Annotated in this window: 30 protein-coding genes; 18 read left to right on the top strand and 12 right to left on the bottom strand. The window is 67.4% G+C overall.

Going from position 1 to position 24,994, the window contains the following annotated elements; translation table 11 throughout:
* Positions 1 to 19: 19 nt before the first annotated feature.
* From ACFMRZ_RS20040 to ACFMRZ_RS20015, 6 genes are all read left to right on the top strand, one after another.
* Complete coding sequence (locus ACFMRZ_RS20040) at positions 20 to 1,084, top strand: acyl-CoA dehydrogenase family protein (RefSeq protein WP_280366344.1); 1,065 nt, start codon at positions 20 to 22, stop codon at positions 1,082 to 1,084.
* Positions 1,069 to 2,238 carry an acyl-CoA dehydrogenase family protein gene (locus ACFMRZ_RS20035; RefSeq protein WP_400180322.1) on the top strand — a complete coding sequence of 390 codons (1,170 nt, stop codon included), beginning with the start codon at positions 1,069 to 1,071 and terminating at the stop codon, positions 2,236 to 2,238. Before ACFMRZ_RS20040 ends, ACFMRZ_RS20035 begins: the two co-directional genes overlap by 16 nt.
* Positions 2,239 to 2,259: 21 nt before the next feature.
* Positions 2,260 to 3,192 carry a bifunctional MaoC family dehydratase N-terminal/OB-fold nucleic acid binding domain-containing protein gene (locus ACFMRZ_RS20030; protein WP_400182917.1) on the top strand — a complete coding sequence of 311 codons (933 nt, stop codon included), beginning with the start codon at positions 2,260 to 2,262 and terminating at the stop codon, positions 3,190 to 3,192.
* Entirely contained in the window at positions 3,189 to 3,629 is a 441-nt protein-coding gene (locus ACFMRZ_RS20025) for a MaoC family dehydratase (protein ID WP_400180321.1), read from the top strand. The genes ACFMRZ_RS20030 and ACFMRZ_RS20025 overlap by 4 nt, the downstream gene beginning before the upstream one ends.
* Positions 3,626 to 4,801: a lipid-transfer protein gene (locus tag ACFMRZ_RS20020; RefSeq protein WP_400180320.1), complete on the top strand. Its 1,176-nt coding sequence runs from the start codon at positions 3,626 to 3,628 to the stop codon at positions 4,799 to 4,801. The genes ACFMRZ_RS20025 and ACFMRZ_RS20020 overlap by 4 nt, the downstream gene beginning before the upstream one ends.
* A gap of 90 nt (positions 4,802 to 4,891) precedes the next feature.
* Complete coding sequence (locus ACFMRZ_RS20015) at positions 4,892 to 5,281, top strand: hypothetical protein (RefSeq protein WP_400180319.1); 390 nt, start codon at positions 4,892 to 4,894, stop codon at positions 5,279 to 5,281.
* Here the strand turns inward: ACFMRZ_RS20015 and ACFMRZ_RS20010 are convergent.
* Positions 5,272 to 5,910 carry a nitroreductase family protein gene (locus ACFMRZ_RS20010; RefSeq protein WP_400180318.1) on the bottom strand — a complete coding sequence of 213 codons (639 nt, stop codon included), beginning with the start codon at positions 5,908 to 5,910 and terminating at the stop codon, positions 5,272 to 5,274. The genes ACFMRZ_RS20015 and ACFMRZ_RS20010 overlap by 10 nt on opposite strands.
* 69 nt (positions 5,911 to 5,979) lie before the next feature.
* On the opposite strand from ACFMRZ_RS20010, the gene ACFMRZ_RS20005 reads away from it, so the two are divergent.
* The gene (locus tag ACFMRZ_RS20005) at positions 5,980 to 6,360 is read left to right on the top strand and encodes a helix-turn-helix domain-containing protein (protein WP_280366354.1); all 381 of its coding nucleotides are present in this window, start codon (positions 5,980 to 5,982) and stop codon (positions 6,358 to 6,360) included.
* 34 nt (positions 6,361 to 6,394) lie between these two features.
* Here the strand turns inward: ACFMRZ_RS20005 and ACFMRZ_RS20000 are convergent, their stop codons facing one another.
* From ACFMRZ_RS20000 to ACFMRZ_RS19990, 3 genes are all read right to left on the bottom strand, one after another.
* Positions 6,395 to 6,577 (bottom strand): hypothetical protein, encoded by a 183-nt coding sequence (locus ACFMRZ_RS20000; RefSeq protein ID WP_400180317.1) that lies wholly within the window; start codon positions 6,575 to 6,577, stop codon positions 6,395 to 6,397.
* Positions 6,578 to 6,921: 344 nt separating this feature from the next.
* Complete coding sequence (locus ACFMRZ_RS19995) at positions 6,922 to 7,257, bottom strand: hypothetical protein (protein WP_400180316.1); 336 nt, start codon at positions 7,255 to 7,257, stop codon at positions 6,922 to 6,924.
* Positions 7,257 to 7,697: a hypothetical protein gene (locus ACFMRZ_RS19990; RefSeq protein ID WP_400180315.1), complete on the bottom strand. Its 441-nt coding sequence runs from the start codon at positions 7,695 to 7,697 to the stop codon at positions 7,257 to 7,259. The genes ACFMRZ_RS19995 and ACFMRZ_RS19990 overlap by 1 nt, the downstream gene beginning before the upstream one ends.
* Before the next feature lie 248 nt (positions 7,698 to 7,945).
* Here ACFMRZ_RS19990 and ACFMRZ_RS19985 point away from each other — a divergent pair, with 248 nt between their 5' ends.
* Together ACFMRZ_RS19985 and ACFMRZ_RS19980 are read left to right on the top strand one after the other, a co-directional pair.
* Entirely contained in the window at positions 7,946 to 8,827 is an 882-nt protein-coding gene (locus ACFMRZ_RS19985; protein ID WP_400180314.1) for a helix-turn-helix domain-containing protein, read from the top strand.
* On the top strand, positions 8,824 to 9,033 hold the full coding sequence (locus ACFMRZ_RS19980; protein ID WP_400180313.1) for a DUF397 domain-containing protein: 210 nt from the start codon (positions 8,824 to 8,826) through the stop codon (positions 9,031 to 9,033). Before ACFMRZ_RS19985 ends, ACFMRZ_RS19980 begins: the two co-directional genes overlap by 4 nt.
* 35 nt (positions 9,034 to 9,068) lie before the next feature.
* Here the strand turns inward: ACFMRZ_RS19980 and ACFMRZ_RS19975 are convergent, their stop codons facing one another.
* Entirely contained in the window at positions 9,069 to 9,599 is a 531-nt protein-coding gene (locus tag ACFMRZ_RS19975; protein ID WP_400180312.1) for a dihydrofolate reductase family protein, read from the bottom strand.
* 115 nt (positions 9,600 to 9,714) lie between these two features.
* Between ACFMRZ_RS19975 and zapE the strand changes: the two genes are divergently transcribed.
* From zapE to ACFMRZ_RS19945, 6 genes are all read left to right on the top strand, one after another.
* Positions 9,715 to 10,704 (top strand): cell division protein ZapE, encoded by a 990-nt coding sequence (gene zapE, locus ACFMRZ_RS19970; RefSeq protein WP_400180311.1) that lies wholly within the window; start codon positions 9,715 to 9,717, stop codon positions 10,702 to 10,704.
* Between the two features lie 199 nt (positions 10,705 to 10,903).
* Positions 10,904 to 11,851: a DUF4129 domain-containing protein gene (locus tag ACFMRZ_RS19965; protein ID WP_400180310.1), complete on the top strand. Its 948-nt coding sequence runs from the start codon at positions 10,904 to 10,906 to the stop codon at positions 11,849 to 11,851.
* On the top strand, positions 11,848 to 12,375 hold the full coding sequence (locus ACFMRZ_RS19960; RefSeq protein WP_400180309.1) for a hypothetical protein: 528 nt from the start codon (positions 11,848 to 11,850) through the stop codon (positions 12,373 to 12,375). Before ACFMRZ_RS19965 ends, ACFMRZ_RS19960 begins: the two co-directional genes overlap by 4 nt.
* A gap of 37 nt (positions 12,376 to 12,412) precedes the next feature.
* Positions 12,413 to 13,375, top strand: coding sequence for a MoxR family ATPase (locus tag ACFMRZ_RS19955; protein WP_280275906.1), 963 nt, complete (start codon positions 12,413 to 12,415; stop codon positions 13,373 to 13,375).
* Positions 13,372 to 14,646 (top strand): DUF58 domain-containing protein, encoded by a 1,275-nt coding sequence (locus tag ACFMRZ_RS19950; RefSeq protein ID WP_280275907.1) that lies wholly within the window; start codon positions 13,372 to 13,374, stop codon positions 14,644 to 14,646. The genes ACFMRZ_RS19955 and ACFMRZ_RS19950 overlap by 4 nt, the downstream gene beginning before the upstream one ends.
* Positions 14,643 to 15,107, top strand: coding sequence for a hypothetical protein (locus ACFMRZ_RS19945; protein ID WP_280275908.1), 465 nt, complete (start codon positions 14,643 to 14,645; stop codon positions 15,105 to 15,107). The genes ACFMRZ_RS19950 and ACFMRZ_RS19945 overlap by 4 nt, the downstream gene beginning before the upstream one ends.
* Positions 15,108 to 15,388: 281 nt before the next feature.
* Here ACFMRZ_RS19945 and ACFMRZ_RS19940 read toward each other — a convergent pair whose 3' ends face one another.
* Both ACFMRZ_RS19940 and kstD read right to left on the bottom strand, forming a co-directional pair.
* Positions 15,389 to 16,252: a MaoC/PaaZ C-terminal domain-containing protein gene (locus ACFMRZ_RS19940; RefSeq protein WP_280275909.1), complete on the bottom strand. Its 864-nt coding sequence runs from the start codon at positions 16,250 to 16,252 to the stop codon at positions 15,389 to 15,391.
* Between the two features lie 54 nt (positions 16,253 to 16,306).
* Complete coding sequence (gene kstD / locus ACFMRZ_RS19935; RefSeq protein WP_280361698.1) at positions 16,307 to 18,019, bottom strand: 3-oxosteroid 1-dehydrogenase; 1,713 nt, start codon at positions 18,017 to 18,019, stop codon at positions 16,307 to 16,309.
* 131 nt (positions 18,020 to 18,150) lie between these two features.
* On the opposite strand from kstD, the gene ACFMRZ_RS19930 reads away from it, so the two are divergent.
* The 3 genes from ACFMRZ_RS19930 to dmpG are packed head-to-tail and all read left to right on the top strand — an operon-like array spanning position 18,151 to position 20,924.
* Positions 18,151 to 18,936, top strand: coding sequence for a 2-keto-4-pentenoate hydratase (locus ACFMRZ_RS19930; protein ID WP_400180308.1), 786 nt, complete (start codon positions 18,151 to 18,153; stop codon positions 18,934 to 18,936).
* 9 nt (positions 18,937 to 18,945) lie between these two features.
* Positions 18,946 to 19,857, top strand: a complete 912-nt coding sequence (locus tag ACFMRZ_RS19925; protein WP_400180307.1) for an acetaldehyde dehydrogenase (acetylating) — start codon at positions 18,946 to 18,948, stop codon at positions 19,855 to 19,857.
* A gap of 14 nt (positions 19,858 to 19,871) precedes the next feature.
* Positions 19,872 to 20,924, top strand: a complete 1,053-nt coding sequence (gene dmpG / locus ACFMRZ_RS19920; protein ID WP_280275843.1) for a 4-hydroxy-2-oxovalerate aldolase — start codon at positions 19,872 to 19,874, stop codon at positions 20,922 to 20,924.
* 136 nt (positions 20,925 to 21,060) lie between these two features.
* Here the strand turns inward: dmpG and ACFMRZ_RS19915 are convergent, their stop codons facing one another.
* The 5 genes from ACFMRZ_RS19915 to hsaA form a co-directional block, all read right to left on the bottom strand.
* The gene (locus ACFMRZ_RS19915; protein WP_280361703.1) at positions 21,061 to 21,294 is read right to left on the bottom strand and encodes a DUF433 domain-containing protein; all 234 of its coding nucleotides are present in this window, start codon (positions 21,292 to 21,294) and stop codon (positions 21,061 to 21,063) included.
* A gap of 93 nt (positions 21,295 to 21,387) precedes the next feature.
* Entirely contained in the window at positions 21,388 to 21,972 is a 585-nt protein-coding gene (gene hsaB, locus ACFMRZ_RS19910) for a 3-hydroxy-9,10-secoandrosta-1,3,5(10)-triene-9,17-dione monooxygenase reductase subunit (protein WP_400180306.1), read from the bottom strand.
* Positions 21,973 to 21,991: 19 nt separating this feature from the next.
* Positions 21,992 to 22,891, bottom strand: a complete 900-nt coding sequence (gene hsaC / locus ACFMRZ_RS19905; RefSeq protein WP_280275839.1) for an iron-dependent extradiol dioxygenase HsaC — start codon at positions 22,889 to 22,891, stop codon at positions 21,992 to 21,994.
* A 2-nt stretch (positions 22,892 to 22,893) separates the two neighbouring features.
* Positions 22,894 to 23,769 (bottom strand): 4,5:9,10-diseco-3-hydroxy-5,9,17-trioxoandrosta-1(10),2-diene-4-oate hydrolase, encoded by an 876-nt coding sequence (hsaD, locus tag ACFMRZ_RS19900; protein ID WP_280361704.1) that lies wholly within the window; start codon positions 23,767 to 23,769, stop codon positions 22,894 to 22,896.
* The gene (hsaA, locus tag ACFMRZ_RS19895) at positions 23,770 to 24,933 is read right to left on the bottom strand and encodes a 3-hydroxy-9,10-secoandrosta-1,3,5(10)-triene-9,17-dione monooxygenase oxygenase subunit (protein ID WP_280275837.1); all 1,164 of its coding nucleotides are present in this window, start codon (positions 24,931 to 24,933) and stop codon (positions 23,770 to 23,772) included. It abuts the gene before it with no gap.
* Positions 24,934 to 24,994: the final 61 nt, after the last annotated feature.

Raw genomic sequence — 24,994 nt, 5'->3', positions numbered from 1 at the left:
CTCACACGGGAGCATTGCATTGGACTTCAACAGGGATGAGAGCCAGGACGCTGTCGCCGAGGTTGTCGTAAGTTTGCTGGAACATACCGACGCCCGCGATATCGAATTGTGGCCGAAAATTGTCGACAGCGGTCTGCTGGCGGTCGCCCTACCGGAACGCTACGGCGGCGACGGGATGGGACTGCCGGAGGTCTCGGCCATGCTGACCGAGCTGGCGACCGACGCCGTGCAGGTGCCGGCGCTGGCCACACTCGGCTTCGGCGTGCTGCCGCTGCTGGCGCGGGCCCCGGAAGCACTGGCGGACAAGGTCTTTCCGGCGGTCGCCGAGGGCGCGGTGCTCACGGCGGCGCTGCACGAGCCGGGCGCGCCGTTCGCGGTCAAGCCGGTGACGGTCGCCGCGGCCGACGGTGACGTGGTGCGGATCAGCGGCCGCAAGGTGGCCGTGCCGTATGCCGATCGGGCCGGGTGGCTGCTGATCCCGACCGATTCCGGTATCGCCGTGGTAGACGCCGGCACGCCGGGTGTCACCGTGCGCGAGACGCCCGCCTCCACCGGCGCGCCGGAATTCTCGGTGTCGCTGGATCAGGCGGAGATCCCGGCCGGGCAACTGCTGCCCGACGGCCTAGACGACCTGCACCGGCTGGCCCTGGCATCGATCGGCTCGGTCGCCGACGGGCTGCTGAAGGGCGTGCTCACGCTCACCGCCGAGCACGTGCGCACCCGTCGTCAATTCGGCCGCCCGCTGGCCGAATTCCAGGCGGTCGCGCAGCAGATCGCCGACGTCTACGTCGTCTCGCGGACGCTGCACGCGGCCGCACTGTCCGCCAATTGGGCGCTGGCACAGGATGATCGGACGCCCGAACAGCAGGCACGCATCGATGACGACCTCGACGTGCTCGCCTACTGCGTCGCCTCGGATTTGCCCGTGGCCATGCAGAAGTGTCACCACCTGCACGGCGGTATCGGGGTGGATATGACCCATCCGCTGCATCGCTACTACTCACAGGCCAAGGACATCGCCCGCTGGCTCGGCGGCGCGTCGTTCCGGCTGGATCGATTGGGAGCCAGATGTTCATCGACCTAACGGCCGAACAGCGCCGGCTACGTGACGAATTACGTTCCTACTTCGCCGATCTCGTGACGCCGGAGGAGGCGGCCGAGATGTCGGTGAACCGGCACGGCGACGCCTACCGGGCGGTGGTGCGGCGCATGGGCCGCGACGGCCGGCTCGGCGTGGGCTGGCCGAAAGAGTTCGGCGGCCAGGGTTTCGGCCCCGTCGAACAGCAGATCTTCTACAACGAGGCGGCCCGCGCGGACGTGCCGCTGCCGCTGGTCACGCTGATGACGGTCGGCCCGACCCTGCAGCAGTTCGGCACCGCGGAACAGAAGAAGAAGTTCCTGCCCGCGATCCTTTCCGGCGACGTGCATTTCGCGATCGGCTACTCCGAGCCGGAGGCCGGCACCGACCTGGCCAGCCTGCGCACCAGCGCGGTGCGCGACGCGAGCGGCGACTGGATCGTCAACGGGCAGAAGATCTTCACCACCGGCGCGCACGAGGCCGACTACGTGTGGCTGGCCTGCCGGACCGGATCGGTGGAGTCGCGGCATCGCGGTATCACGATCCTGATCGTGGATACCAAGGATCCGGGCTACTCGTGGACGCCGATCATCACCTGCGACGGCGCGCACCACACCAACGCCACCTACTTCGACAACGTGCGGGTCCCGGCCGACATGCTCGTCGGCGAGGAGAACCGCGGCTGGAAGCTGATCACCACCCAGCTCAACCACGAGCGGGTCAGCCTCGGGCCGTCCGGCAAGATCGAGCAGCTCTACGACCGGGCGCACGATTGGGCGCAGCGCCAGGGTGTGCTCGGTGAGCCGGACGTGCGGCGGTCGCTGGGCCGCATGCACGCCATGGTCCGGCTCAACGAACTGCTGAACTGGCAGGTCGCCGCCAACGCCGACCATGCGGCCGACGATCCGGCCGGGGTGATCGCGGACGCCTCCGCAACCAAGGTCTACTCGACCGAATCGCTGCAGGAGGCCGGGCGGCTGGCGGAGGAGATCGTCGGGCGCTACGGCGATCCGGCCGACGACGCCACCGGCGAGCTGCTGGCCTGGCTGGACCGCCGCACCAAGCAGAACCTGGTGGTGACCTTCGGCGGCGGCGTCAACGAGGTCATGCGCGAACTCATCGCCACCGCCGGGCTGAACCTGCCGCGCGTACCGAGATAGGAGTTTCCAGTGCCGGAAACCGTGACAGCGGACGAGATCGTCGCCGCCGGGGAACGGATCATGCAGGCGGGGGAGTGCGCGCCGCGGGTGGCGCGCGACCCGGTCAACCAGCCCATGATCAACAACTGGGTCGAGGCGATCGGCGACGCCAACCCGATCTACGTCGACGAGGCCGCCGCCAAGGCCGCCGGTCATCCGGGCATCGTCGCCCCTCCCGCCATGGCGCAGGTGTGGACGATGCCCGGGTTGCACGGCGCGCGCCCGGCCGACGACCCGATGAACGCGGTCAACGATCTGCTCGACGCCGCCGGGTACACCTCTGTGGTCGCCACCAACTGTGAGCAGACCTACCACCGGTATCTGACGGTCGGCGAACGGGTGCAGGCCCGGACCCGGCTGCGAGATCTGGTGGGACCCAAACGCACCGCGCTCGGTGAGGGCTGGTTCGCGACCTACATCCTGACCTGGTATGTCGGCGAGGAGCCGGTCACCGAGATGGCGTTCCGGATGTTGAAGTTCGCGCCCGGTACGGCGAAACCCGCTGAGCCGCAAGAGGATTTGAGCAAGCGGTCCAGGCCGACCGTCTCTCAGGACACCGAATTTTTCTGGGCGGGAGCGAAAGTCGGCGAGCTGCGGATACAGCGACTGCCCGACGGCACGCTGCGCCATCCGCCCGTGCCCGCGCTGTGGGCGGACAAGGACGCGCCGCCGGACTATGTGGTCGCTTCGGGCCGTGGCACGGTGTTCAGCTACGTCGTGCATCACGCGCCGAAAGTCCCTGGGCGCCAACTGCCTTACGTGGTGGCGCTGGTCGAACTCGAGGAGGGCGTGCGGGTGCTCGGCGAGCTGCGCGGCGTCGCCCCCGACGCGGTGCGGGTCGGGCAGCCGGTCGAGGTGGCATTCGAGCAACTCGACGAGGACAACACCGTGCCGTACTGGAAGGTGAGCGAATGACCGCGACGCTGGATCCGGGGACCGTGCAGGTCGGAACCACGCTGCCCGAGCTGAGCATTCACGCCGACCCCACGTTCGTGATCAGTACGGCCCTGGCCACCAGGGATTTCCAGGACGTGCACCACGATCGGGACAAGGCCGTCGAGCGTGGCTCCAAGGACATCTTCGTCAACATTCTCACCGATACCGGACTGGTGCAGCGGTTCGTCACCGACTGGGCCGGGCCGGGGGCGCTCGTGAAATCCCTCGCGCTGCGGCTGGGTGTGCCGCTCTACGCGGGCGACACCCTCACCCTCACCGGCACCGTGACCGCGGTCGAGGGCGACGAGATCCACATCGAGGTGGTCGGCCGGGACAGCCTCGGCGATCACATCACGGCGAAAGCCGTTATCGCGGTGTGGGAGACGGCGTCCCGCGACACACAGGAGCAGGCGTGAGCAATTCACTCAGCGGGAAAGCCGCCATCGTCGGCATCGGCGCGACCGACTTCTCCAAGGAGTCCGGGCGCAGCGAACTGCGGCTGGCGGCGGAGGCGGTCACGGCCGCCCTGCACGACGCCGGGTTGAAGCCCGCGGACGTGGACGGCCTGACCACCTTCACGATGGACACCAACACCCAGGCCGCGGTGGCCCGGGCGGCGGGCATCCCGAACCTGAAGTTCTTCAGCAACATTCCGTTCGGCGGCGGGGCGGCGTGCGCCACCGTGCAGCAGGCGGCCATGGCCGTGGCGACCGGAGTGGCCGACGTGGTCGTCGCCTACCGCGCCTTCAACGAGCGCTCGGGTCACCGATTCGGGCAGTTCGCCACCCACTTGGCCTCGGCCGCAACGTCTTCGGGTGTCGACGCCGCGTGGTCGTATCCGCAGGGCCTGGGTACCCCGGCCGCGCAGGTCGCCATGGTCGCCCGCCGGTACATGCACGTATACGGCGCGACGAGTGCGGATTTCGGCACCATCGCGGTGGCCGACCGCAAGCACGCCGCGGTGAATCCGGCAGCGCATTTCTACGGCAAGCCGATCACCCTGGAGGAGCACCAGAATTCGCGTTGGATCGCCGAGCCGCTGCACCTGCTGGACTGCTGCCAGGAGACCGACGGCGGCGTGGCGATCGTGGTCACCAGCGTCGAGCGGGCCCGCGACCTGCCGCAGCCCGCCGCCGTAATCGCCGCTGCCGCACAGGGTTCCGGCGCGGACCAATACGTCATGACCAGCTATTACCGCGACGCCATGACGGGCCTGCCCGAAATGGGCTTGGTCGGCGACCAACTCTGGTCCCAGAGCGGCCTACGCCCCGAAGACATGCAAGCCGCCATCCTCTACGACCACTTCACCCCCTTCGTCCTCATGCAACTCGAGGAACTCGGCTTCTGCCCCCGCGGCGAGGCAAAGGATTTCATCGCCGACGGCGCCATCGAACTCGGCGGCCGCCTCCCCCTCAACACCCACGGCGGCCAACTGGGCGAGGCCTACATCCACGGCATGAACGGCATCGCCGAAGCCGTCCGCCAAATCCGCGGAAGCTCGGTGAACCAGGTGGAGAGACTACAAAATATCGCCGTCACCGCAGGCACAGGCGTACCGACCTCGGGGTTGGTACTCACCGCCGCCTGACCCCGGCGACCGATCACCACACAGGCATAATTCCGAACGGTAAGGTGAGGCGCCGGACTACTCCGTTCGGCCACAGATACGGAGACCTGAATGGCAACCATGAAGTGGCGGACTATCGGTGCGGCGGTGTTCATAGCGGCTGCGGCGACCATGGGGACGGTCGCGGCGGGGCCGGCGATGGCGGAGCCGGAGAATTGCACGCTGGATCGGTCGTGGAGCGGTGCGACGGCCCATTGTGGCGGCGACGGGACCTACATCCTGGAGGTCGACTGTTTCGGCGTAAGCATCTCCGGTGGACAGCCCTTCGGCCCGTACTTCAAGTCCGTCACCGGCCACACCGACCCCGCCATGGACCCGATCTTCACCTCCCCGCGGCGCGACTGCATGAACCCGTTCACCCTCGGCCAAATCGGCATCGCCACCGACGCCCGCATCACCCAGGTACCAACCCGCCCCGCCCCTTCGAACGCCTACGAATAGCGCTCGGTGAAGACGATCCGGTCCCGGTCTCTGCGGCCGGGGTGTTTCGGGTCGGTGGCGGCATAGCCGATCGTCACGATGACCGCGATGGCCAGGTGGTCCCGGTCCTCGATGCCGATCGCGCGTTTGACCAGGTCGGGATTCCAGCCGTTCATCGGGGCGGATGCCAGGCCGAGCGAGGCGGCGGCGAGCATGGTGTAGGTGGCGGCGATCATGGCGTTCTTCACCGCGTTCTCGCGGAGTAGACCGCGGTCACGCAGGTCGTGATATTCGGCGCGGCTGTCGAACAGGGCGGTGAACTCGGAATTCCAGGCGCCGTTGCGTTCGGCCGTCGCGGCGATGTCGGTGTTGGGCGCCTCCCACGCCGTGGCGTCGGCCACGAAAACCAATGCCACCGGCGCTTCTCGCGGCTGCGGTTGGCCGAAGGCGGCCTGCGACAACCGTTCTCGACCGGCCGCACTGGTCACCACGACGATCGAGCGATCCTGCATGTTCCAGGCGCTGGGCGCCTGCACGGCCAGTTCCAGCACCTCCTCCAGGACGGCGGGGTCGACGGGATCGGGCCGATAGTGGCGAACCGTGCGACGTGTGCGAATGGCTTCGGGAACCGAAAGCGGCTGTGTCTCCATATAACTAACTATTAGAGAGTGACCTTCTTTTCAGAAGAAGGCACCTCGAAGTGCGCTACACTGCTTCGGGTGCGTACCTACGTCGAATCGTCGGGCCTACCCGCCGACATCTATTCCGCCCGCTGCCCCACCCGCCGCGTACTCGACCGCATCGCGGGCAAGTGGACGGTGCTCATCGTCGACGCCCTCGCCGAAGGCACTCTCCGCTACACCGACCTCCAGCGCCGCATCGACGGCATCTCCCAGAAAATGCTCACCCAAACTCTCCGAGACCTGGAGTCCGACGGTTTCCTCACCCGCACCGTCCACCCCACCATCCCCCCAAAGGTCGAATACACCCTCACCCCCTTGGGTCACAGCCTGCGCACCCCCATAGCGGCCCTCCGCGAGTGGATCGAATCCAACATCAACCACATCGAATCCGCACGGGCGCGCGCAGAGCAGGCTTGATCAGGGCGCACGATCCTGCCAGGAGCCGAGCGGCTCACGTGTCGAGCCACTGCCGGATCTGATCGAGATAAGGCGACGAGAAGACGAGTTCACCGTCTTCGGCGTCGAGTAGCGTCCAGTTGTGGGGCGGAGACGGGGCGCGTACCAGGCAGTAGCCGGCGCTGGTGGCTCGAGCGATGAGTTGCCGGACTTGAAAGTGGAAAGGGAATGATGTCATCGGTCCTCCCAAAGTCGGTGGCGGCGTGAGGAATCCGGGCTGATGCGTCCGGCCGTGACCAGCGCGCAGAACGCGGCCCGTTTGCGGGGGCAGGCGTGATCGCGGTGCAGGCGCATGGCTTCGTGTGCAGCGGAGAGGGAGAGTGGTGCGGACGGCTGGCCGCAGGTCCATGCCTTCGGCCACTCGACCGGCCGCGAACGGCGAGGTGTTTCGGACTGCCGGTCGCGGGCCGGGTGGTGTGGTTGGCAGATCGGCCAGACGCAACCCAAGCCGAGCGCCGCGAAAACTCCGCCTCCGACGATGGCGAGGATGCTTTGGGTTACTTGCCACGCGCCCAACGCATCTCACCCCGCGCCGTCCGTGTCCGGATACGTCGGCAGTGCCAGTCTCGCGAGTCCGTCGAGAACCTGTTGAAGTGTCGGCAAGTCCGGTGCATCGTCGGTAGACGCAGGACCGATTTCGCCGACGGGGATAGGGATGCCGCGTACCCGCGCACGCTCGCGGGGGCCGCGCTCCTGCGGCGTCATGCGGCCGTAATGCACCAGCGTGAAGTACGCGGCCCGTTTCCACGCGCACCACTCGATTCGGCAACCCCTATGGCGTTGCATCTGCTCGTGTGCCAGAACAACTTCCGCCGAACGGCAGATGCGGGGCGGCCTGACGATGGCGTCGTTGTGCATTACGCCGCCTCAGATCCGGCGGCCGGAGCGGGCCTTGTCGACCGTGTCCAAGCCTGTTTCGGGCACACGATCTCGAGATCGAGCCCCTCGTCGCAGACCAGCGCGGGCCGACTGTCGATGTGCCCGAGGTCGTACGTAACGATCACATCGGCGGAGAGGGCCGCCGCCAGACCGAGCATGTAAGCGATCGGATCACCGGAATCCACCGGCGGCCGCACGGTATAGAGGTATCGATAGCCGAGCGCGTCCGCATGCCGTTGCACCTCGACGGCATGGCGCGGCGCATCCAGTCCGGATATATCGGTACGAACGAACCCAACAGCCTTCGGCGCTCTCACCGCGGTCTCGGGCAGTGCTTCTGTGATCGGTACTTGTGGCATGGTCCCTCCCGGAACCTGGTCGGTGTAACGACAGCGTGGACAGAACACGTTGAGCGACAAGATGTTTAATGTTCGACCGCACGCACGCTACGGCTGTGCCGGTCGGTGGACTGTTGCGGTTCTTGCTGGTGACGCGAGTACGGGCCACTGGCCTGCGATCTCTTCGAGTGCTGTGGACACAGCACATCACCTTCTGAGCAAACTGGCACTACCAAATAGGCAATTGCCATAAACTCGTCTGAAACTGCAGGACGACTGTCATCACGGCAGCTGATCGCTGCCATTTCTGCTAGAGCCGAGGAGCCACGGTGTCTGAAGCACGCGCGTCTCTGCCGCGTCGTCAGCTCGGGCGGTTCGCCCGCCGCCAGCGCGAGGAAAATACATCGCTGACTCAAGAGGCGGTGGCGAGTGCGATGCAATGGAGTCACAGCAAGTACGCGCGTTTCGAACGCGGTGAGCCCGGCAAGGTGCTGGATCGGGACCTCGTCGAACTGGGCAAGATTCTCGAGATCCCCGAGCACCAAGTGGCAGCCATGATCGAGCTGGCACAGCAGGTGGGCGAAAAGACCTGGTACAACCCGTACAACGACCTGATTCGAGCCAATTTCGATGTGTACATGCGCCTGGAAACCGACGCATACTCGATGGCGATCTGGCGGCCGGATCTGGTCCCAGGCCTCTTGCAGACGGCCGACTACGCAAAGACCCTGAACCGCATCTACTTTCCGAAGGAGTCCGAGGAGGAGCACGACCGTCGGATCGAATTGAAGTTGCAGCGACAGAAGATTCTGACGCGCAAGAAGTCTCCCGTCGCAGTAGATCTGGTGCTTCACGAGTCGGTGCTGCACACCATCGTCGGAAACGAAGCGGTCATGTCGGCGCAGCTACGACATCTTGCGGACATGGGCACCAGGCCGAACATCACAATCCGCGTTCTGCCATCGAAGGTCGGGTTTCCGCTCGGTATGGCGGTTGGACCGTTCGTCATCCTTGACTTCGAGCCCAACACGCACGGCGTCGCTGAACCGACTGTCGTCTATGTCGAGAACTACACAGGTGACATGTACCTTGAGGAAGAAGCGGATGTCCGGCGGTATCGCAGTGCTGCTGCGACGATCCAGCGTGTAGCGCTGGACGCGGTGGCTAGCCGGGCTCTGCTGCGGAAGGTACGGAAGGACTTGGCACAGTGAACGATGATCGCCTAGTGGGTGTGCAGTGGTTCAAGAGCACTCGCAGCGCCGGAAATTCGGAATGTGTAGAGGTCGCGTTCCTCGACGGTGGCGCGGTCGGCGTCCGTGACTCCAAGAATCTGGGCGGGCCCGCGCTGGTGTTCGCGCCGGGCGAGTGGGATGCCTTCGTGGTGGGTGCTACGGACGGTCAGTTCGATCTGGCGTAGGTCGAGGTTGTCGGCTCGCGTATGGGACTGCGCTGTCAGTGTTGGGGGAGTACTCGGTAGATGATCTCCACCGCGCCGCCGTCCAGTGGTCTGGAACTTTCGAATTCCAAAGCGGTTCGGGGGTTGAGGGATTCGGTCAGGCGGGTGCCGTTGCCTACGAAGAACGGCAGGATTACGAGTTCTAGTTTGTCGAGGGCGCCGAGGGTGCGGTAGGTCTCGATGGTGGCGGGGCCGCCGATGAGGTGGACGTCGCCGCCGCGGTTGGCGGCGCGGATCTTCTCGAGTAGTCGTCGCGGATCGTCGTCGACGGTGACATTGTCGGGGGTGCCGGTGGGGCGGTGTGAGCCGAGTACGAAGACTTCCAGGTCCGGCCAGGGCCAGCGGTCGGCGGTGAGTGCGGGTTCGAAAGTGGTGCGGCCCATCAGGGCGGCCTCGCACGTCTCGAGGAATTCGGCGATGCCGTGGCTTCCCGGACCGTGTACCGGATCGATCACCTGTGGTGGCCAGCCGTCCGGCGTCGTCACGTAGCCGTCGGCGGTCATGCACAGGCGCGCCAGGATCTGCATGGATTCATCCTTCTATCGGGTCACAGCAGAGACGACGCCTGCTGCCGGAATTCATCGGTGTGGATGTGGTCACCTTCGGCCCCGTTATGCCCGTCGTTCCTCTACAAGTGTAGAGGTGGCAAGGCGGATGGATGTGGACGGCGAACTCGTGCTCGATGCCGCGCAGCGGGCCGCCGCGGCGCGGTTGGCGGAGGTGGGTGTGCGGATCGGGCGGCGGTGGCGTCGGCCTCGGGGTATCTATCTGCACGGCCGACCCGGGCGCGGCAAGACCATGCTGATGGATCGCTTCTTCACGGCAGTGAATGCAAACCGTAAGCGCCGCTACCACTTTCACGGATTCTTTGCCGGATTGCATGCCGCCGTGTCCGAATTCGGCACGATCGAGCGGGCCGTGGACGCCGTGCTGGCCGACGCCGAACTGGTCTGCTTCGACGAGTTCCACGTGCACGACATCGGGGACGCCATGCTCGTCGCGCGCCTGCTCGACACGCTGTTCGCCCGAAACACCGTCCTCGTGGTGACATCGAATTACGCCCCGGACGAGTTGTTGCCGAATCCGCTGTTCCACGAACGGTTTCTGCCGACCATCGAGCGGATTCACGCGCACTTGGACGTGGTGACCGTCGACGGGCCGCGGGACTATCGCGAATTCGGCGGGCGGCGAACGGGTTTCGCGGCGGGGCGCTACCTCGTCGCTACCGCACCGTCCGAGGCCTCAGGGCCGGGCCTGGCTCCGCACGGCAGTACCGCGATCCCGACAGCGCACCGGCAACTACCCGTCCGGCTCGCCGAAAACGATTGTCTGATAGCTGATTTCGCCGAACTCTGCGGCGCCCCGCTATCGGCATCGGACTTTCTCGAACTCGCCACGCGATACCACCGCTGGACCTTGTGCGGCGTCCCGGAATTGCGCACGGTCCCCACGGACCACGTCACCCGCTTCGTGAATCTGGTCGACATCCTCTACGACGCGGATATCCCGCTCACCGTCCACGCCGCGGCGGCCCTGCCCGACCTCACCCGGGATGTCCCGCACGTGCCGGACCTGGCTCGGATCGCCAGCCGGCTGAGCGAGTTGCCGGTCGGCGAGCGGACGGCAGCATAAGGGCCGCCCCTCGGTAAACCTTTGTGTGGCAGATAAATTGCCGATCGGAAGAATTGTGGGTTCTCACAATTTTTCCCGATTCGACTTCCCGCGCATGGGATGAACGGAATTCCGTTACGCCGGGTTCTTCATTTCCGTCCTGACGGACCATTCGGCATGTAACGATGTGCCTGTTTGTGCAGTACCGAGGTTCTGGGAGATGCCCGTGGGCGTGGTGGGATCGGCGATACCGCGCGCGATCGGGCTGGTCGCGTTGCTGGCGATGGCCGTCCTCGCGCTGCGCGGATTCGTGCCCGGCGCCGGTGGCCCGCACGCGGTGTCGCCGCCCTCGGCGGTCGCCGTCGCGCTGATGCCGGTGCTGTCGCTGGTCTCGGTGGTGATCCTGCTGGCCGGCGTGATCACCAGCCAGCATCGGCTGCCGCTGGCCGTGCCGGACGCCGAGCGCGATACCGAGCGGCAGCCGTGGCAATTGCGCCGTTTCGGCCTGATGATGCTGGTCGGCCTGGCCGTGCTCGCGCTGTTCGCGGCGCTGGCGTGGCTGGTGTATCTGCTGTCCGGTGGTCCAGGCACGGAGGTGCGGCCGCAGCCGCCCGCCGCGCGCCCCACTCCGACGGCCCCCGTGGAGACTCCGCCGCCGACGCCGCAGCCGTTCTCGGGAACCCCGGAACTCAGTAGCCGCGCCATGGTGTTCGTCGGTGGCGCGGCGGTCGCGCTGGTCGCGACGGCGGTCATCGGCCTGGTGGTGGTCGCCGTCGGCACTCGCCGCCGTCCCGTGGCGCGGGCGGCCGCGGCGGAGCCGAAGGCCGCGGAGCCGCCGGTCTCGCTGGCCGACGTGGCCGAGATGGGCCTCGCCGCGATGATCGCCTCGGGCCAGGACGCCCGCACCGCGATCATCGCCTGTTATGTCGCCATGGAACGCGGCCTCGCCAAGGCCCGCGAGGCCGCGCCACTGATCTCCGATACGCCCTCCGAGGTGTTGGCACGCGCCTTCGAGCGCGGCGCCCTGCACGACGCGTCCGCCCGGGAACTGGTGGCGCTGTTCGAGGAGGCCCGTTTCAGCCCGCACGCGATGCTGGAATGGCAACGGATGCGCGCCGAGCAGCTGTTGCGAATCGTGCTGAACGATTTGCAGGGAGAACGATTATGAACGTGCCCGCCCCGGCGAGATCGCGGCGCCGGGTGATCACCGGCGGCGCCATCGTGGTGGTCGTGGCCGTCGAGGCGATCGCGCTCGGCGACCAGCGCGACGCCCTGCCGCTGCTGGCCGGGATACCCGTGCTGATCGCCCTGGCCCTGCTGGTCCGATCGCTGGCCGAGCGCCGGCGCACACTGGCGCTGGACGGCCCGGACGACGACGAGATCGACAACGGGCCCGCGGAGATGTTGCGCCGCTGGCGGGCTCGCGCCCAGATGCTCGCCGAACGCGCCGACGGCTCCCGCGCCGACTGGGATCGGTACCTGCGCCCCCTGCTCGCCAAGGAATTCGAACTGTCCACCGGGCACCGGATCACGAAGAACCGGCGAGCCACCGAAGCGGCCGGACAACTGCTGTTCGGTCCCGAACTGTGGCGCTGGGTCGATCCGGCGAATTCGGCGACACGCGACCAGAACACCCGCGCCCCCGGGCGCGCGGCGCTGGACGAGATCCTGCGCCGCCTGCAGTCCATGTGAAAGCTCCGAGACGAGTGCGAGACGAATGAGTTCAAGTATGACGACGCCGATGGACGTGACCATCAAGCGCACCGAGGCGGTGTTGCGGGAGATCGCGCGCGTCGTGGTGGGCAAACGCGATGAGCTGCAACTGATCATGATCGCGGTGCTCGCCGGCGGTCACATCCTGATCGAGGACCTACCGGGGTTGGGCAAGACGCTCATCGCCCGATCTTTCGCGGCCGCACTGGGTTTGCAATTCACCCGCGTGCAGTTCACTCCGGATCTATTGCCCGCCGACCTGATCGGCTCCACGATCTACGATATGAATTCCGGCCGTTTCAATTTCCGCCGCGGTCCGGTGTTCACGAATATGCTGCTGGCCGACGAGATCAACCGCACCCCGCCCAAGACCCAGGCGGCGCTGCTCGAGGCGATGGCCGAGGGACAGGTCAGCATCGACGGCGAAACCTTCCCGCTGCCACAGCCTTTCATCGTGATGGCCACCGACAACCCGATCGAGTACGAGGGCACCTACCCCCTGCCCGAGGCGCAGCTGGACCGCTTCGCCATGCAGCTGCGACTGGGCTACCTGTCCGAGCAGGACGAGACCCAGATGATCCGCCGCCGTCTCGAACGTGGTTCGGTGCCTCCGCAGGTCGGCCAGGTGGTGGACGCGCAGGGCCTGCTGGAGATGCGGCAGGCGGTCGAATTCGTCACCGTGCACCCGGATGTCGTCACCTACGTGGTGGCGCTGGCGGCCGCCACCCGCAACCATCCGCAGGTGGAGGTCGGCGCGAGCCCGCGCGCCGAACTGGATCTGGTGCAGATGGCGCGCGCCCGAGCCCTGCTGATGTCGCGCGACTACGTGGTCCCCGAAGATGTGAAGGCCCTGGCGATTCCGGCCATGTCGCACCGCATCACGCTGCGCCCGGAGATGTGGGTGCGGCGCATCCGCGGGGAAGACGTGATCGCCGAACTGCTGCGCCGCCTTCCGGTTCCCCGCGCAACGGTCACATGAGGCACCGGGATACCAGCTCGGCCGCCGACGCCGAACTACGCTGGCGGCCCGCGCCGCTGGTCTTCATGCTGGCTGCCGCGGCGGCCCCGGCGCTGGCCGTCGCCGTCATGCTCGGGCGGTGGCAGCTGATCGTGTTCGCCGCCCCGATGCTCGGCGTGCTCGCGACCGCGCCGTGGCAGGTGGCGCGCACCAGAATTCAGGTCGACGGCTCGGGTGTGTTGCGCTGCTTCGAATCCGAGGAGGTGGTGATGAATGTCGCCGCCTTCGTCGACGACGGTCACGCCCTGCTGCGCTGCCGTCCGAACGAGACCCACGGCCTCGAGGTGCGGGTGGAACAGGCCGTCGACTCCGGCCCGGCTCCGGCGGGCCTGCGGCTGGCGCTGTCGACCGCGCGCTGGGGCCGCTATCCGGTGTCGGTGCGGGTCACCGCGCTGAGCCCGGCGGGCCTGGCGGTCGCGTCGGTGACCCTGCCGGCCGGTGACGTGCACGTGTATCCGATCGCCGACCCGCAGCGAATGAAGTTGCCGCGCACCGACTATCCCGAACGCATCGGCACCCACCTGACCCGGCGGCACGGGCCGGGCGTGGAATACGCCGACATCCGCGCCTACGCGCCGGGCGATCAGCTGCGCACGGTGAACTGGCCGGTCAGCGCGCGCCGCGGCCGCCTGTACGTCACCGAGCGGCTCACCAACCGGGCCGCGGATGTCGTTGTGCTGGTGGACACTTCGCAGCAGGCGCCGGGTCCCGCGGCGGATTCGCTGGAACTGTCGGTGCGCGGCGCGGCGCAGGTCGCGCAGTCGGCGTTGCAGGCCGGTGACCGGACGGCCGTGGTGTGCCTGGGGAACGTGCCGCGCTGGCTGCGGCCCGACATCGGCCGCCGCCAGTTCTATCGCATCGTCGACACCGTCCTCGAGGTCGGCGACGAACACATTCCCACCCAGGGCACGCTGGCCCCGCACGCCGCGGTGCCGCTCGGCGCGATCGTGGTGGCGTTCTCGACGCTGCTGGACACCCAGTTCGCGCTGGCCCTGATCGATCTGCGTAAGCGCGGGCACGTTGTGGTGGTGGTCGACGTGCTGCGCGGCGCGCCCTTCTACGAGGACCTCGATCCCACGCTGGCGCGCATGTGGCAGCTGGAGCGGACCTCGATGTATCGCGACATGGGCACCGTCGGGGTGGACATCGTGGCCTGGCCGGAGGACACCCGGCTCGATCAGGTGATGCGGTTGCTGCCCGAGCACCGCCGGTTGGTGCGGGTGCGGCGATGACCAGATTTCTCGCGGTGCTGTCCGGACTGCTGCTGACCGCGGCCGTGGCGATCGTGCTGCCGTGGGCGGCGCTCGGCGCGGGCGCGCTGGTGGTGCTGGGCTGGCGGTTCCGGGTGTGCGCGGTCGGGGCCGCGCTGGTGGCGCTGGGCGCACTGGCCTGGGACGACACCGGCGCGCTGGCCGCCGCGGCGACGGGCCTGGTGGCGACCACCTACCTGCTCAACACCGCCACGGTGCACGCGCCCAGCGGCGTGGTGCCGACCACGCTGCCGTCGGTCACCGGCGCGCTGCTGTTCGCCGCCGCCGCGGTCGCCGCCACCTTGGTTCCGGTGCGGCTGGCCTGGGTTCCACTGGCCGCGCCGGTGCTGGTGATCCTGCTGTACGCGCTGGTCATCCAGGGCCTGACGATCGGGCGGAGTGAGGAGGGGAGCGAACCGGCGGCGGTCCGGGACGGGGCGTGAGCGCCCGGGCGACACACTGACGCTGTGTGACTGGCCACAGCGGACCTTCCGTGACTGCGGCTAAGTACTACGACTTGTAGTGTTGGATCTATGTGGGTTATTCCGATCATTGCCGTTGTCTGTTCCGTCGCCATCGCCATCCTGTTCGCGACGGGTTTCCCGGACGCCGACTGATCATGCCCTGATTCGGGCATGGTGTCCGCCGCCCCGGCGGGATCGATCTCGGTGGCCGCATCGCGCGGCCGCGGACCGTCCCACCGGGGCGGTGGTGTTCCCGCACGTCAGTCCGTGAAGGTGAGCTTCACGTCGCCGAGCACCGGGGCGTTCTCGCGCTCCACCACGGTCGCGGCGATGGTCAACTCGTTGTTGTCCAACCAGATTCGGGAGCGGATCGTCTCCCCGGGGTACAGCACACCCGCGAACCGTCCCCGAAATCCCGTGACCCGCGCGGCATCCGAGTTCAGTACGGTATCGGTGGCCGTCTTGCACACCAGGCCGTAAGTGCACAGCCCGTGCAGGATCGGGTTGGGAAACCCTGCGGCGCGGGCGAATTCGGGATCCGAATGCAGCGGGTTGCGGTCACCGCACAGGCGATAGAGCAGCGCCTGTTGCGGCAATGTCGGCGTAGTGACGTCGAAATCCGGTGCGCGGTCCGGCAATTCGGACTTGGTACTGGGCCCGCGCTCGCCGCCGAACCCGCCCTCGCCCTTGGCGAAGATGGATGAGCGGGCCGTCCACAGCGGATCGCCGTCCGAGCCGGTGACCGTGGTCTCCTGCACGATCACCGCGGCCGCGCCCTTGTCCCAGACCTCGCTGATCCGGCCCGTGCTGGTGGCCTTGCCCGCGGCCGGAATCGGGCGGTGCGTGACGATCTCCTGGCTGGCGTGCACCACCTTGGCCAGGTCGATCTCCACGCCCGGGAAGCTGACCTTGGGCGGATCGGTCATCCGCAGCGTGTGCGCGACGGTCGCGAACGTCGGCAGCACCTGCGGCTCGCGATCGTCGAGATAGCGCAGTTCGCCCGGGTCCGTCCAGCGGGCGCCCGCACCCAGGCCCAAGTGGTAGAGCTGCACGTCCGACGGCGTCCACGCGAACTCCTGCGTCGGAAGTGCCGCGCCCAGTGCGACTTTCGGATCAATCGGCATTGTTCTCCTCGAGGCCTCCCCGCGCCGCCGTGCTGGCGGCGCTGTCTCCCATCCCTACTCGCCCGCGGCGCCGCTGGTCGCCGATTGCCGCTTCGCGCGGTCGGCGATATCCAGCACGGACAGATATCCGAAGGTGATCGCCGGACCGATGGTCGCGCCCGGACCGGCGTAGGTGTGGCCCATGACCGGGGTCGAGCAGTTGCCCGAGGCGTACAGGCCATCGATCACCGAGCCGTCCTCGCGCAGCACGCGCCCGGCGGTGTCGGCCACCAGGCCGCCCTTGGTGCCGAGGTCGCCGGGGACCATCTTGGCCGCGTAGAACGGACCCTGCACCAGCGCGGCCAGACACGGGTTCGGCTTCACCGTCGGGTCGCCGTAGTAGCGGTCGTAGTGGCTGTTGCCGCGCCCGAAGTCCTCGTCCACGCCCTTCTCGGCGAAGCCGTTGAACCGGGCGATGGTGGCGGCCAGATTTTCCGCGGGAACACCGATCTTGCCGGCCAGTTCCTCGATAGTGTCGGCCTTGACGATGTTGTCGTTCTCCATCCAGCGGGACGGGATGCGCTGCCCGGGCTGCAGCGAGGCGTAGATGTAGCGGTTGCGGTAGCGCTGGTCGAATACCAGCCAGGTGGGGATGTTCTCGCCGGGCCCCTCGCCCTGCCCGTACTCGCCGCCGTACATGGTGTGCACGGCCTCCACGTAAGGAGCGGACTCGTTCCCGAATCGCTTGCCCTCGGTGTTGACCATGATGGCGCCGGGCAGGTTGCGCTCGGCCAGCGCGAACCACGGCTTGCCGTTCTTGAAGATGGTCGGCCCCCACCAGGAGTCCTCCATGAACCCGACCGCGCCGCCGGCCTCCATGCCCGCGACGATGCCGTCGCCGGTGTTGGCCGCCGCGCCGGTGGTCCACTCGGTGGTGATGGGCTGGCGCTGGTACTTGGTGCGCATCTCGGCGTTGTGCTCGAAACCGCCCGCGCCCAGCACCACGCCGTGCCGCGCGGTGAAGGTGACGGGCTTGCCGTTCTCCAGCGCCTCGACGCCGGTGACCACGCCGTTCTCCACGATCAGCTTGGTCATCGGGGTGTTCAGCAGCAGCGGCACATTCGCGTCCATCAGACCCTTGCGCATGGCGGCGATGATGGCCTGGCCCATGCCCAGGATGTGCTTGCCGGTGAACTTCGCCCAGTAGGTGCGCGCGCCGACGCGCATGGCCCGCATCATGCCCTTCGGGTGACGGCGGATCAGGTTCAGCCGCACGAAGTCGGCCTGCATGACCACCACGTTCAGCGGGGCCTTGGCGTACGGCGGCTCCAGTTTGAAGCGTTCCTCGCCGAGGACCTTGGCGTTGAACGGCTTGGGCTCGCAGGAGCGCCCCTCGCCCAGGCCGCCGCCGGCCTCGGGGTAGTAGTCGGAGTAGCCCGGCACCCACTTCAGCTTCAGGGGGGTGTGATCGAGAACGAAGTCCAGGGCCTCCGCGCCGCGGTCGATGTAGGTGTCGATCCGCTCCTTGGGCACCACGTCGCCGATGATGTTGTGCAGGTAGCGGCGGGCCTCCTCGCGGTCGTCGGGCCGCCCGGACGCCTGGAGCGCTTTGTTCCCGGGAATCCACACGCCGCCGCCGGAGCGTGCGGTGGATCCGCCGTAGTGAGCGGCCTTTTCGATGATCACCGCGCGCAGCCCGTGGTGAGCGGCGGTGAGCGCGGCAGTCATCCCGGCGGCACCGCTGCCGACCACCACCACGTCGTATTCCCGATCAGTCATGTAGAACACGTTATAGAATCGGTCCTGGTTCGGTCTATATTGATCTGGCAGACGGTGTTGCTGACGGCGGTTTTCGCAGGAAAACTCGTTTCAGTTTCCGTCACGTTCACCGACCGGGCCCTCAGTGGAAGGAAACAAGAGTGCTGTCCGACGCGGTACGGAGCGAACTGGCCGCGGAGCTCGCGGTCGCCGAACGTGACCGGGTGCCGATCGACCCGCTGGTCGCCCGGCATGCCGACATCGACGTGGTCGATGCCTACGAGATCCAGCTCATCAATATCCGGCAGCGGCTGGCCGGCGGCGCGCGGGTCGTCGGGCACAAGGTCGGGCTGTCGTCGAAGGCGATGCAGCAGATGATGGGCGTGGACGAGCCCGACTACGGCCACCTGCTGGGGGAGATGCAGGTGTTCGAGGACGTTCCGGTGGACACCTCGCAGTACCTGTATCCGCGGGTGGAGGTCGAGGTCGGTTTCGTGCTCGGCAAGGATCTGCCGGGCGCGGAGTGCACCGAGGCCGACGTGCTGGACGCGACCGTCGCCTACGCACCGGCCATCGAACTCATCGACACCCGCATCAAGGAATGGAAGATCGCGCTGTGCGACACCATCGCCGACAACGCATCGTCGGCGGGCTGGGTGCTCGGACGCGAACGGGTGGATCCGAAGCTGCTGGACATCCAGAAGATCGACGCCACGCTCACCCGCAACGGTGCGGTCGTGGCGGAGGGTCGCAGCGACGCGGTGCTCGGCGATCCGACCATCGCGGTGGCGTGGCTGGCCCGCAAGGTCGCCTCCTTCGGAGTGCGGCTGAAAGCCGGGGACATCGTGCTGCCCGGCTCGTGCACCCGTGCCATCGACGCCCGTCCGGGCGACGCCTTCCACGCCGAGTTCGCCGGACTCGGTTCCGTCCGACTGAATTTCAGCTAGGGAGAGTTCATGACCGCGAATGGAAAGGTCAGCGCCGCCATCGTCGGCTCCGGCAACATCAGCACCGATCTGCTCTACAAGTTGCTGCGCTCGGAGAAGATCGAGCCGCGCTGGATGATCGGCATCGACCCGGACAGCGAGGGTCTGAAGCGGGCCGCCGGTCTCGGACTGGAGACCTCGCACGAGGGCGCGGACTGGCTGCTGGCGCTGCCGGAGAAGCCGGAGCTGCTGTTCGAGGCCACCTCCGCCTATGTGCACCGGGAGTACGCGCCGAAGTACGAGGCGGCGGGCATCCGCGCCATCGACCTGACACCCGCGGCCGTGGGTCCCGCGGTGGTGCCGCCGGTGAACCTGGGCGACAACCTCGACACCCCGAACGTGAACATGATCACCTGTGGCGGGCAGGCGACGATTCCGATCGTCGCGGCCGTCTCGCGGGTGGTCGAGGTGCCCTACGCGGAGATCGTGGCCTCGGTGTCGTCGGTGTCGGCCGGACCCGGCACCCGCGCCAATATCGACGAGTTCACCAAGACCACCAGCCGGGGCGTGGAGACGATCGGTGGCGCCCGGCGCGGCAAGGCGATCATCATCCTGAACCCGGCCGAGCCGCCGATGATCATGCGCGACACCATCTTCTGCGCCATTCCGGACGATGCCGACACCGCCGCCATCGCCGATTCGATCCATCGCATGGTCGCCGACATCCAGCAGTACGTGCCCGGGTACCGGTTGCTCAACGAGCCGCAGTTCGACGAGCCGTCGGTGGTTTCCGGTGGCATGGCGAAGGTTTCGGTGTTCGTGGAGGTGGAGGGCGCGGGCGACTTCCTGCCGCCCTACGCGGGCAACCTGGACATCATGACGGCCGCTGCCACCCGCGTCGGCGAGGTCGTCGCCGACCAGATCCTCTCGGCACGCGTGTAAGGAGTACCAGGACAATGACTTTCAACGCACAGCCCTACAGCAATCAACTCGACATCCGCGTCACCGACACGTCCTTGCGGGACGGCTCGCACCACAAGCGGCACCAGTTCACCGCGACCGAGGTGCGCGATATCGTTGCCGCCCTGGACGCTTCGGGTGTGCCGGTGATCGAGGTGACCCACGGCGACGGCCTGGGCGGCTCCTCGTTCAACTACGGCTTCTCGAAAACCCCTGAGCAGGAACTGGTGACGATCGCGGCGCAGACCGCGAAGCAGGCCAAGATCGCGGTGCTGATGCTGCCGGGCGTCGGCGTCAAGGAGGACATCAAGGTCTCCCAGGACAACGGCGCCTCGATCGTCCGCATCGCCACGCACTGCACCGAGGCCGACGTCTCCATCCAGCACTTCGGCCTGGCTCGCGAACTCGGGCTGGAAACCGTGGGCTTCCTGATGATGTCGCACACCCAGCCGCCGGAGGTGCTGGCCAAGCAGGCCCGCATCATGGCCGACGCGGGCTGCCAGTGCGTGTACGTGGTGGACTCCGCGGGCGCGCTGGTGCTCGAGCAGGTCTCCGACCGCATCGGCGCGGTGGTCGCCGAACTCGGCGACGACGCCCAGGTCGGCTTCCACGGCCACGAGAATCTCGACCTCGCCGTGGCGAACTCCATCTACGCCGTCCGCGCGGGCGCCAAGCAGATCGACGGCAGCGCACGGCGTTTCGGCGCGGGCGCCGGCAATACCCCCGTCGAGGCCTTCGTCGGGGTCTGCGACAAGCTCGGCATCAAGACCGGCATCGACTTCTTCGCCATCGCCGACGCCGCCGAGGACGTCGTCCGCCCCGCCATGCCCCAGGAATGCCTCCTGGACCGCCAAGCCCTCATGATGGGCTACGCGGGCGTCTACTCCAGCTTCCTCAAGCACGCCGAACGCCAAGCCGAACGCTACGGCGTCTCCGCCGCCGAAATGCTCGTCCGAGCCGGCCAACGCAACCTGGTAGGCGGCCAGGAAGACCAACTCATCGACATCGCCCTGGAGCTCCAGCGCGAACAGCAGGCAGTCACCGCCTGAATCTGGTCGAACTAGCGGTCGGGGCCGCGATCAGCGTGAGCAATAAGCCTGTCGCGGCCCAGTTCGACCACCGAGTGCCCAGCCGTCTCGAGGAAGATCGCCAGCCGTCGTGGCAGCTGCGCGTCGACGAGAAACCTCACGCCGCGTCGAAGGGGATCGTCGTCCTGCGAGCAGTCACCAGCGCCGCGTATTCGAGCGCGGCTAGCAAATCGTCACGTTCCAGGTCGGGGTAGTCCTCGAGGATCTCGTCGTTGCTCATACCAGCCGCGAGGAGATCCAAGACCATCTCGACGGGGTAGCGCAGTCCTCTTACCACCGGCTTGCCGTGGCAGATATCCGGATCAGAGGTAATACGGTCCAGGTGGGACATGCATCCACTCTAGTGGTCTCGGTGCTGTCTCGCGCGGTAGTTCTCGGTGACGCTCGGTCAGCTGGGTTGCCGTCAGTCGCGGCTTGCCGTGCTTCACAGCCAGGTGTCGAGGGTGGTGGTGGTGAGGAAGTGTTCGAGGTCGGCTCGCCAGGGGGCGGGGACGGTCTTCTCCGGCTCGATGGCCGTGTATTGGCCTCGGTAGAACAACAGCGGCCTGCCGGAGTCGGTGGACTCCGACAGGGCCAGGACTCGGCCGATCACGATGTGGTGATCGCCGCCGTCGACGACGCTCGACACTGTGCACTGGATCGTGGCGAGGGCGTCGTCCAGGAGCGGCAGCTCCAGCTCCGTTGCGCGCCAGCCGATTCCGGCGAACTTGTCGGGTTCGCGGGAACCGAAGCGGGCGCATACCTGCTGCTGTTCCTCGGCGAGCACGTTCACGCAGAACCTGCCCGCCTGTTCGATGGCCGCCCAGGTGCGCGAGCCCTTGGTGGGGCAGAACAGCACCAGGGGCGGCTCCAGGGACAGGGCGGCGAAGGACTGGCAGGCGAATCCGACCGGCGCACCGTCGTCGCCGAAGGTCGTGATCACCGTGATGCCGGTGCAGAACTGCCCCAGCACATTCCGGAACTGTCGTGCGTCGATCTCCGGAAACTCGGCCACGCCGTCCGCCGTCATGTCCTGTACTCCTGACTCGCTACTTGAATCCGATGCTGAAGTCGTGGCCCCACAGGCTGACCGCGGTCGACTCCCGGGCGATCCAGTTCTCGTCCTCGACTTCCAGTCCCTCGCAACCGAATTCGATGTCGAAGCCACCGGGGGTCTTCATGTAGAACGACAGCATCTTGTCGTTGATGTGCCGGCCGAGGGTGGCCGACATCTTCACCTTGCGCCGCAGCGCGCGATCCAGGCAGAGCCCGACATCGTCGGAGTTCTCCACCTCGACCATGAGGTGCACGATACCGGTGGGGTTGGGCAGCGGCAGGAACGCCAGCGCGTGGTGGCGCGGATTACAGCCGTAGAACCGCAGCCAGGCGGGCTCGCCGTCGGCATCGCGGCCGACCATCTGCGGTGGCAGCCGCATCGAGTCACGCAGCCGGAAGCCCAGCACGCCCTGGTAGAACTCCTGCGCCGCCGCGTCGTCGGTGCAGGTCAGCACCACGTGACCCAGGCCCTGCTCGGCGGTGACGAACCTGTGGCCGTAGGGGCTCACGAAACGCCGTGCGAGGTACTGCATTCCGTAGAACGCCTCCAGCGTGTTGCCGGACGGGTCCTCGAACCGGATCATGCCCTCGACGCGGCGGTCGGTGAGTTCCTCCTTCGTGGCTTCCTTGAAGGCCACTCCGGAGGCCGACAGCCGCTCCCGAAGTTCTTGCAGCTCGGCCGCATTGGCGACCTCCCAGCCCGACACCAGCAGCCGGTCATGCTCGCCCGGCACGATCACCAGCCGCGCCGCGAACTCGTCCATGCGCAGGTAGAGCGCGTCGGAATCGGGTCCGTCGCCCTCCATCATGCCGAGCACCTTGAGCCCGTACTCCCGCCAGGCCGCCATGTCGGTGGCTTCGATGCGCATGTACCCCAGCGCTCGAATACCCATGGTCACTTCTCCTTCGGAGTGAGGAAATCCACTGTGAGCCGGTTGAACTCGTCGAAACGTTCGCGCTGCGCCCAGTGCCCACACTGCCCGAACACGTGCAGTTGCGCGCGCGGAATCGTCTTCAACGCCACCAGCGCGCCGTCGATCGGGTTCACCCGGTCCTCGCGACCCCAGATCAGCAGCACCGGCTGGCGCAGCTTGTAGGCGTCGCGCCAGAGCATGCCCTTCTCGAAGTCGGCCGAGGCGAACGACTTACCCATCGCGCGCGTGGCCGCCAGCGATTCCGGCTGGGACGCCGAGGCGAACCGCTCCTCGATCAACTCCGGCGTGATCAGCTTCTGGTCGAAGACCATGATCCGCAGGAACGTCTCGAGATTCTCCCGAGTCGGCTCGACGTTGAACTTGCCCAGCGCCTTCACGCCCTCGGTCGGATCGGGCGCGAACAGGTTGGTGCTCAATCCGCCCGGCCCCATCAGCACGAGCTTGCCCGCGCGGTCCGGATAGTCGAGCGCGAACCGCACCGCCGTGCCGCCGCCGAGCGAATTGCCCAGCAGGTGCACACGATCGGTGATCTCGAGGGTGTCGAGCAGATCCTTCAGCGCCGACGAGCTGTGCACGAAGTACTGCGGATGCTCGGTCGGCTTGTCCGACAACCCGAATCCGGGCTGATCCACGGCCAGCACGTGAAAGTTCCGCGCCAGCACGTCGATATTGCGGGCGAAGTTCGACCAGGACGAGGCGCCCGGCCCGCCGCCGTGCAGCAGCACGATCGTCGGCCCGTTGCCCACACCCGCCTCGTGGTAGTGCAGCTTCAGGTCCGGGCGGACCTGCGCGTAGCGGGAGGTCGACTCGAACGTCAGCTCCGAAACCGCGGTCATCTACACCATCCCGTCCGTGACCGGCAGCCCGAAGGCGTGCGTGCCGTACATGACATAGGCCCGCTCGGGATCGTTGGCCGCGTGCACCCGCCCGGCGTGCGCGTCGCGCCAGAACCGTTGCAGCGGAGTGCCGTTGGCCAGCGCGGTGGCGCCCGAGCTTTCGAACAGCTTGTCGATCGAGGTGATCGCCCGGCCGGTCGCGCGCACCTGGTCGCGGCGGGCCCGCGCCCGGATGTCGAACGGGATGTCCTCGCCCGCCACCAGCAGCGCGTACTCGTCGGCGACATTGCCCGACAGCTGCCGCCAGGCGGCGTCGATGTCGCTGGCCGCCTCGGCGATGCGGACCTTGGCGAACGGGTCCTCCTTGGCCTTCTCGCCGGCGTACGCGGCGCGGATACGCTTGCCCTGGTGCTCGACGTGCGCCTCCAGCGCGCCGTAGGCCATGCCCACGATCGGCGCCGCGATGGTGGTGGGATGGATTGTGCCCCAAGGCATCTTGTACACCGGGTCGGTGTTCTGCGCCAGGCCGGGCGCGGTCAGTTCGCTCATGGCGCGGAACGACAGGAAGCGGTGGCGCGGCACGAACACGTTGTCCACCACCACGGTGTTGGAGCCGGTGCCCTTGAGCCCCACCACATTCCACACGTCATCGATGCGGTAGTCGCTGCGCGGGATCAGGAAGCTGCCGAAGTCGACCGGCTTCCCGTCCTTGATCACCGGGCCGCCGACGAATACCCAGTCGGCGTGCTCACAGCCCGACGACCAGGCCCACGAACCGTTGACGGTGTAACCGCCGTCGGTGACGGTGCCCGCGCCCATCGGGGCGTAGGACGACGAGATTCGCACCTCGGTGTCCTCACCCCAGACATCCTCCTGTGCCTGCTGGTCGAACAGCGCCAGATGCCAGTTGTGGATGCCGATGATGCCCGCCACCCAGCCGGTGGAGCCGCACGCGCCGGCGATCTTGCGCACGGTGTCGTAGAAGATCACCGGATCGGCGGCGTAGCCACCCCACTGCTTCGGCTGCACCAAACGGAAGAAGCCGGTGGCCTGTAGCGCCTTCATGGTCTCGTCGGGGATGCGGCGTAGATCCTCTGCCTCCTGCGCACGTTCGCGCAGCGTCGGCAACAGCGCTTCGACCCGCTCTGTTACTTCTTGCGTCATCTCGGGGGCTGCTCCTGCCTGGTCGATCGGAACGAATTCATCGGCCGTCGACCTGCTGTGG

It is taken from the genome of Nocardia sp. N2S4-5 (assembly GCF_044628355.1).
Classification (GTDB): domain Bacteria; phylum Actinomycetota; class Actinomycetes; order Mycobacteriales; family Mycobacteriaceae; genus Nocardia; species Nocardia wallacei_B.
Note: the sequence above shows the minus strand (reverse complement) of the source record. Positions and strands in the feature narration are given on the sequence as shown.

Excerpts from the sequence above, each read along its gene's own strand:
- ACFMRZ_RS20035 (WP_400180322.1), top strand. The coding sequence starts at position 1,069 with ATGTTCATCGACCTAACGGCCGAACAGCGCCGGCTACGTGACGAATTA.
- ACFMRZ_RS20025 (WP_400180321.1), top strand. The coding sequence starts at position 3,189 with ATGACCGCGACGCTGGATCCGGGGACCGTGCAGGTCGGAACCACGCTG.
- ACFMRZ_RS20015 (WP_400180319.1), top strand. The coding sequence starts at position 4,892 with ATGGCAACCATGAAGTGGCGGACTATCGGTGCGGCGGTGTTCATAGCG.
- ACFMRZ_RS20010 (WP_400180318.1), bottom strand. The coding sequence starts at position 5,910 with ATGGAGACACAGCCGCTTTCGGTTCCCGAAGCCATTCGCACACGTCGC.
- ACFMRZ_RS20000 (WP_400180317.1), bottom strand. The coding sequence starts at position 6,577 with ATGACATCATTCCCTTTCCACTTTCAAGTCCGGCAACTCATCGCTCGA.
- ACFMRZ_RS19995 (WP_400180316.1), bottom strand. The coding sequence starts at position 7,257 with ATGCACAACGACGCCATCGTCAGGCCGCCCCGCATCTGCCGTTCGGCG.
- ACFMRZ_RS19975 (WP_400180312.1), bottom strand. The coding sequence starts at position 9,599 with ATGCAGATCCTGGCGCGCCTGTGCATGACCGCCGACGGCTACGTGACG.
- ACFMRZ_RS19965 (WP_400180310.1), top strand. The coding sequence starts at position 10,904 with ATGCCCGTGGGCGTGGTGGGATCGGCGATACCGCGCGCGATCGGGCTG.
- ACFMRZ_RS19960 (WP_400180309.1), top strand. The coding sequence starts at position 11,848 with ATGAACGTGCCCGCCCCGGCGAGATCGCGGCGCCGGGTGATCACCGGC.
- ACFMRZ_RS19955 (WP_280275906.1), top strand. The coding sequence starts at position 12,413 with ATGACGACGCCGATGGACGTGACCATCAAGCGCACCGAGGCGGTGTTG.
- ACFMRZ_RS19950 (WP_280275907.1), top strand. The coding sequence starts at position 13,372 with ATGAGGCACCGGGATACCAGCTCGGCCGCCGACGCCGAACTACGCTGG.
- ACFMRZ_RS19945 (WP_280275908.1), top strand. The coding sequence starts at position 14,643 with ATGACCAGATTTCTCGCGGTGCTGTCCGGACTGCTGCTGACCGCGGCC.
- ACFMRZ_RS19940 (WP_280275909.1), bottom strand. The coding sequence starts at position 16,252 with ATGCCGATTGATCCGAAAGTCGCACTGGGCGCGGCACTTCCGACGCAG.
- ACFMRZ_RS19925 (WP_400180307.1), top strand. The coding sequence starts at position 18,946 with ATGACCGCGAATGGAAAGGTCAGCGCCGCCATCGTCGGCTCCGGCAAC.
- dmpG (WP_280275843.1), top strand. The coding sequence starts at position 19,872 with ATGACTTTCAACGCACAGCCCTACAGCAATCAACTCGACATCCGCGTC.
- ACFMRZ_RS19915 (WP_280361703.1), bottom strand. The coding sequence starts at position 21,294 with ATGTCCCACCTGGACCGTATTACCTCTGATCCGGATATCTGCCACGGC.
- hsaB (WP_400180306.1), bottom strand. The coding sequence starts at position 21,972 with ATGACGGCGGACGGCGTGGCCGAGTTTCCGGAGATCGACGCACGACAG.
- hsaC (WP_280275839.1), bottom strand. The coding sequence starts at position 22,891 with ATGGGTATTCGAGCGCTGGGGTACATGCGCATCGAAGCCACCGACATG.
- hsaD (WP_280361704.1), bottom strand. The coding sequence starts at position 23,769 with ATGACCGCGGTTTCGGAGCTGACGTTCGAGTCGACCTCCCGCTACGCG.
- hsaA (WP_280275837.1), bottom strand. The coding sequence starts at position 24,933 with ATGACGCAAGAAGTAACAGAGCGGGTCGAAGCGCTGTTGCCGACGCTG.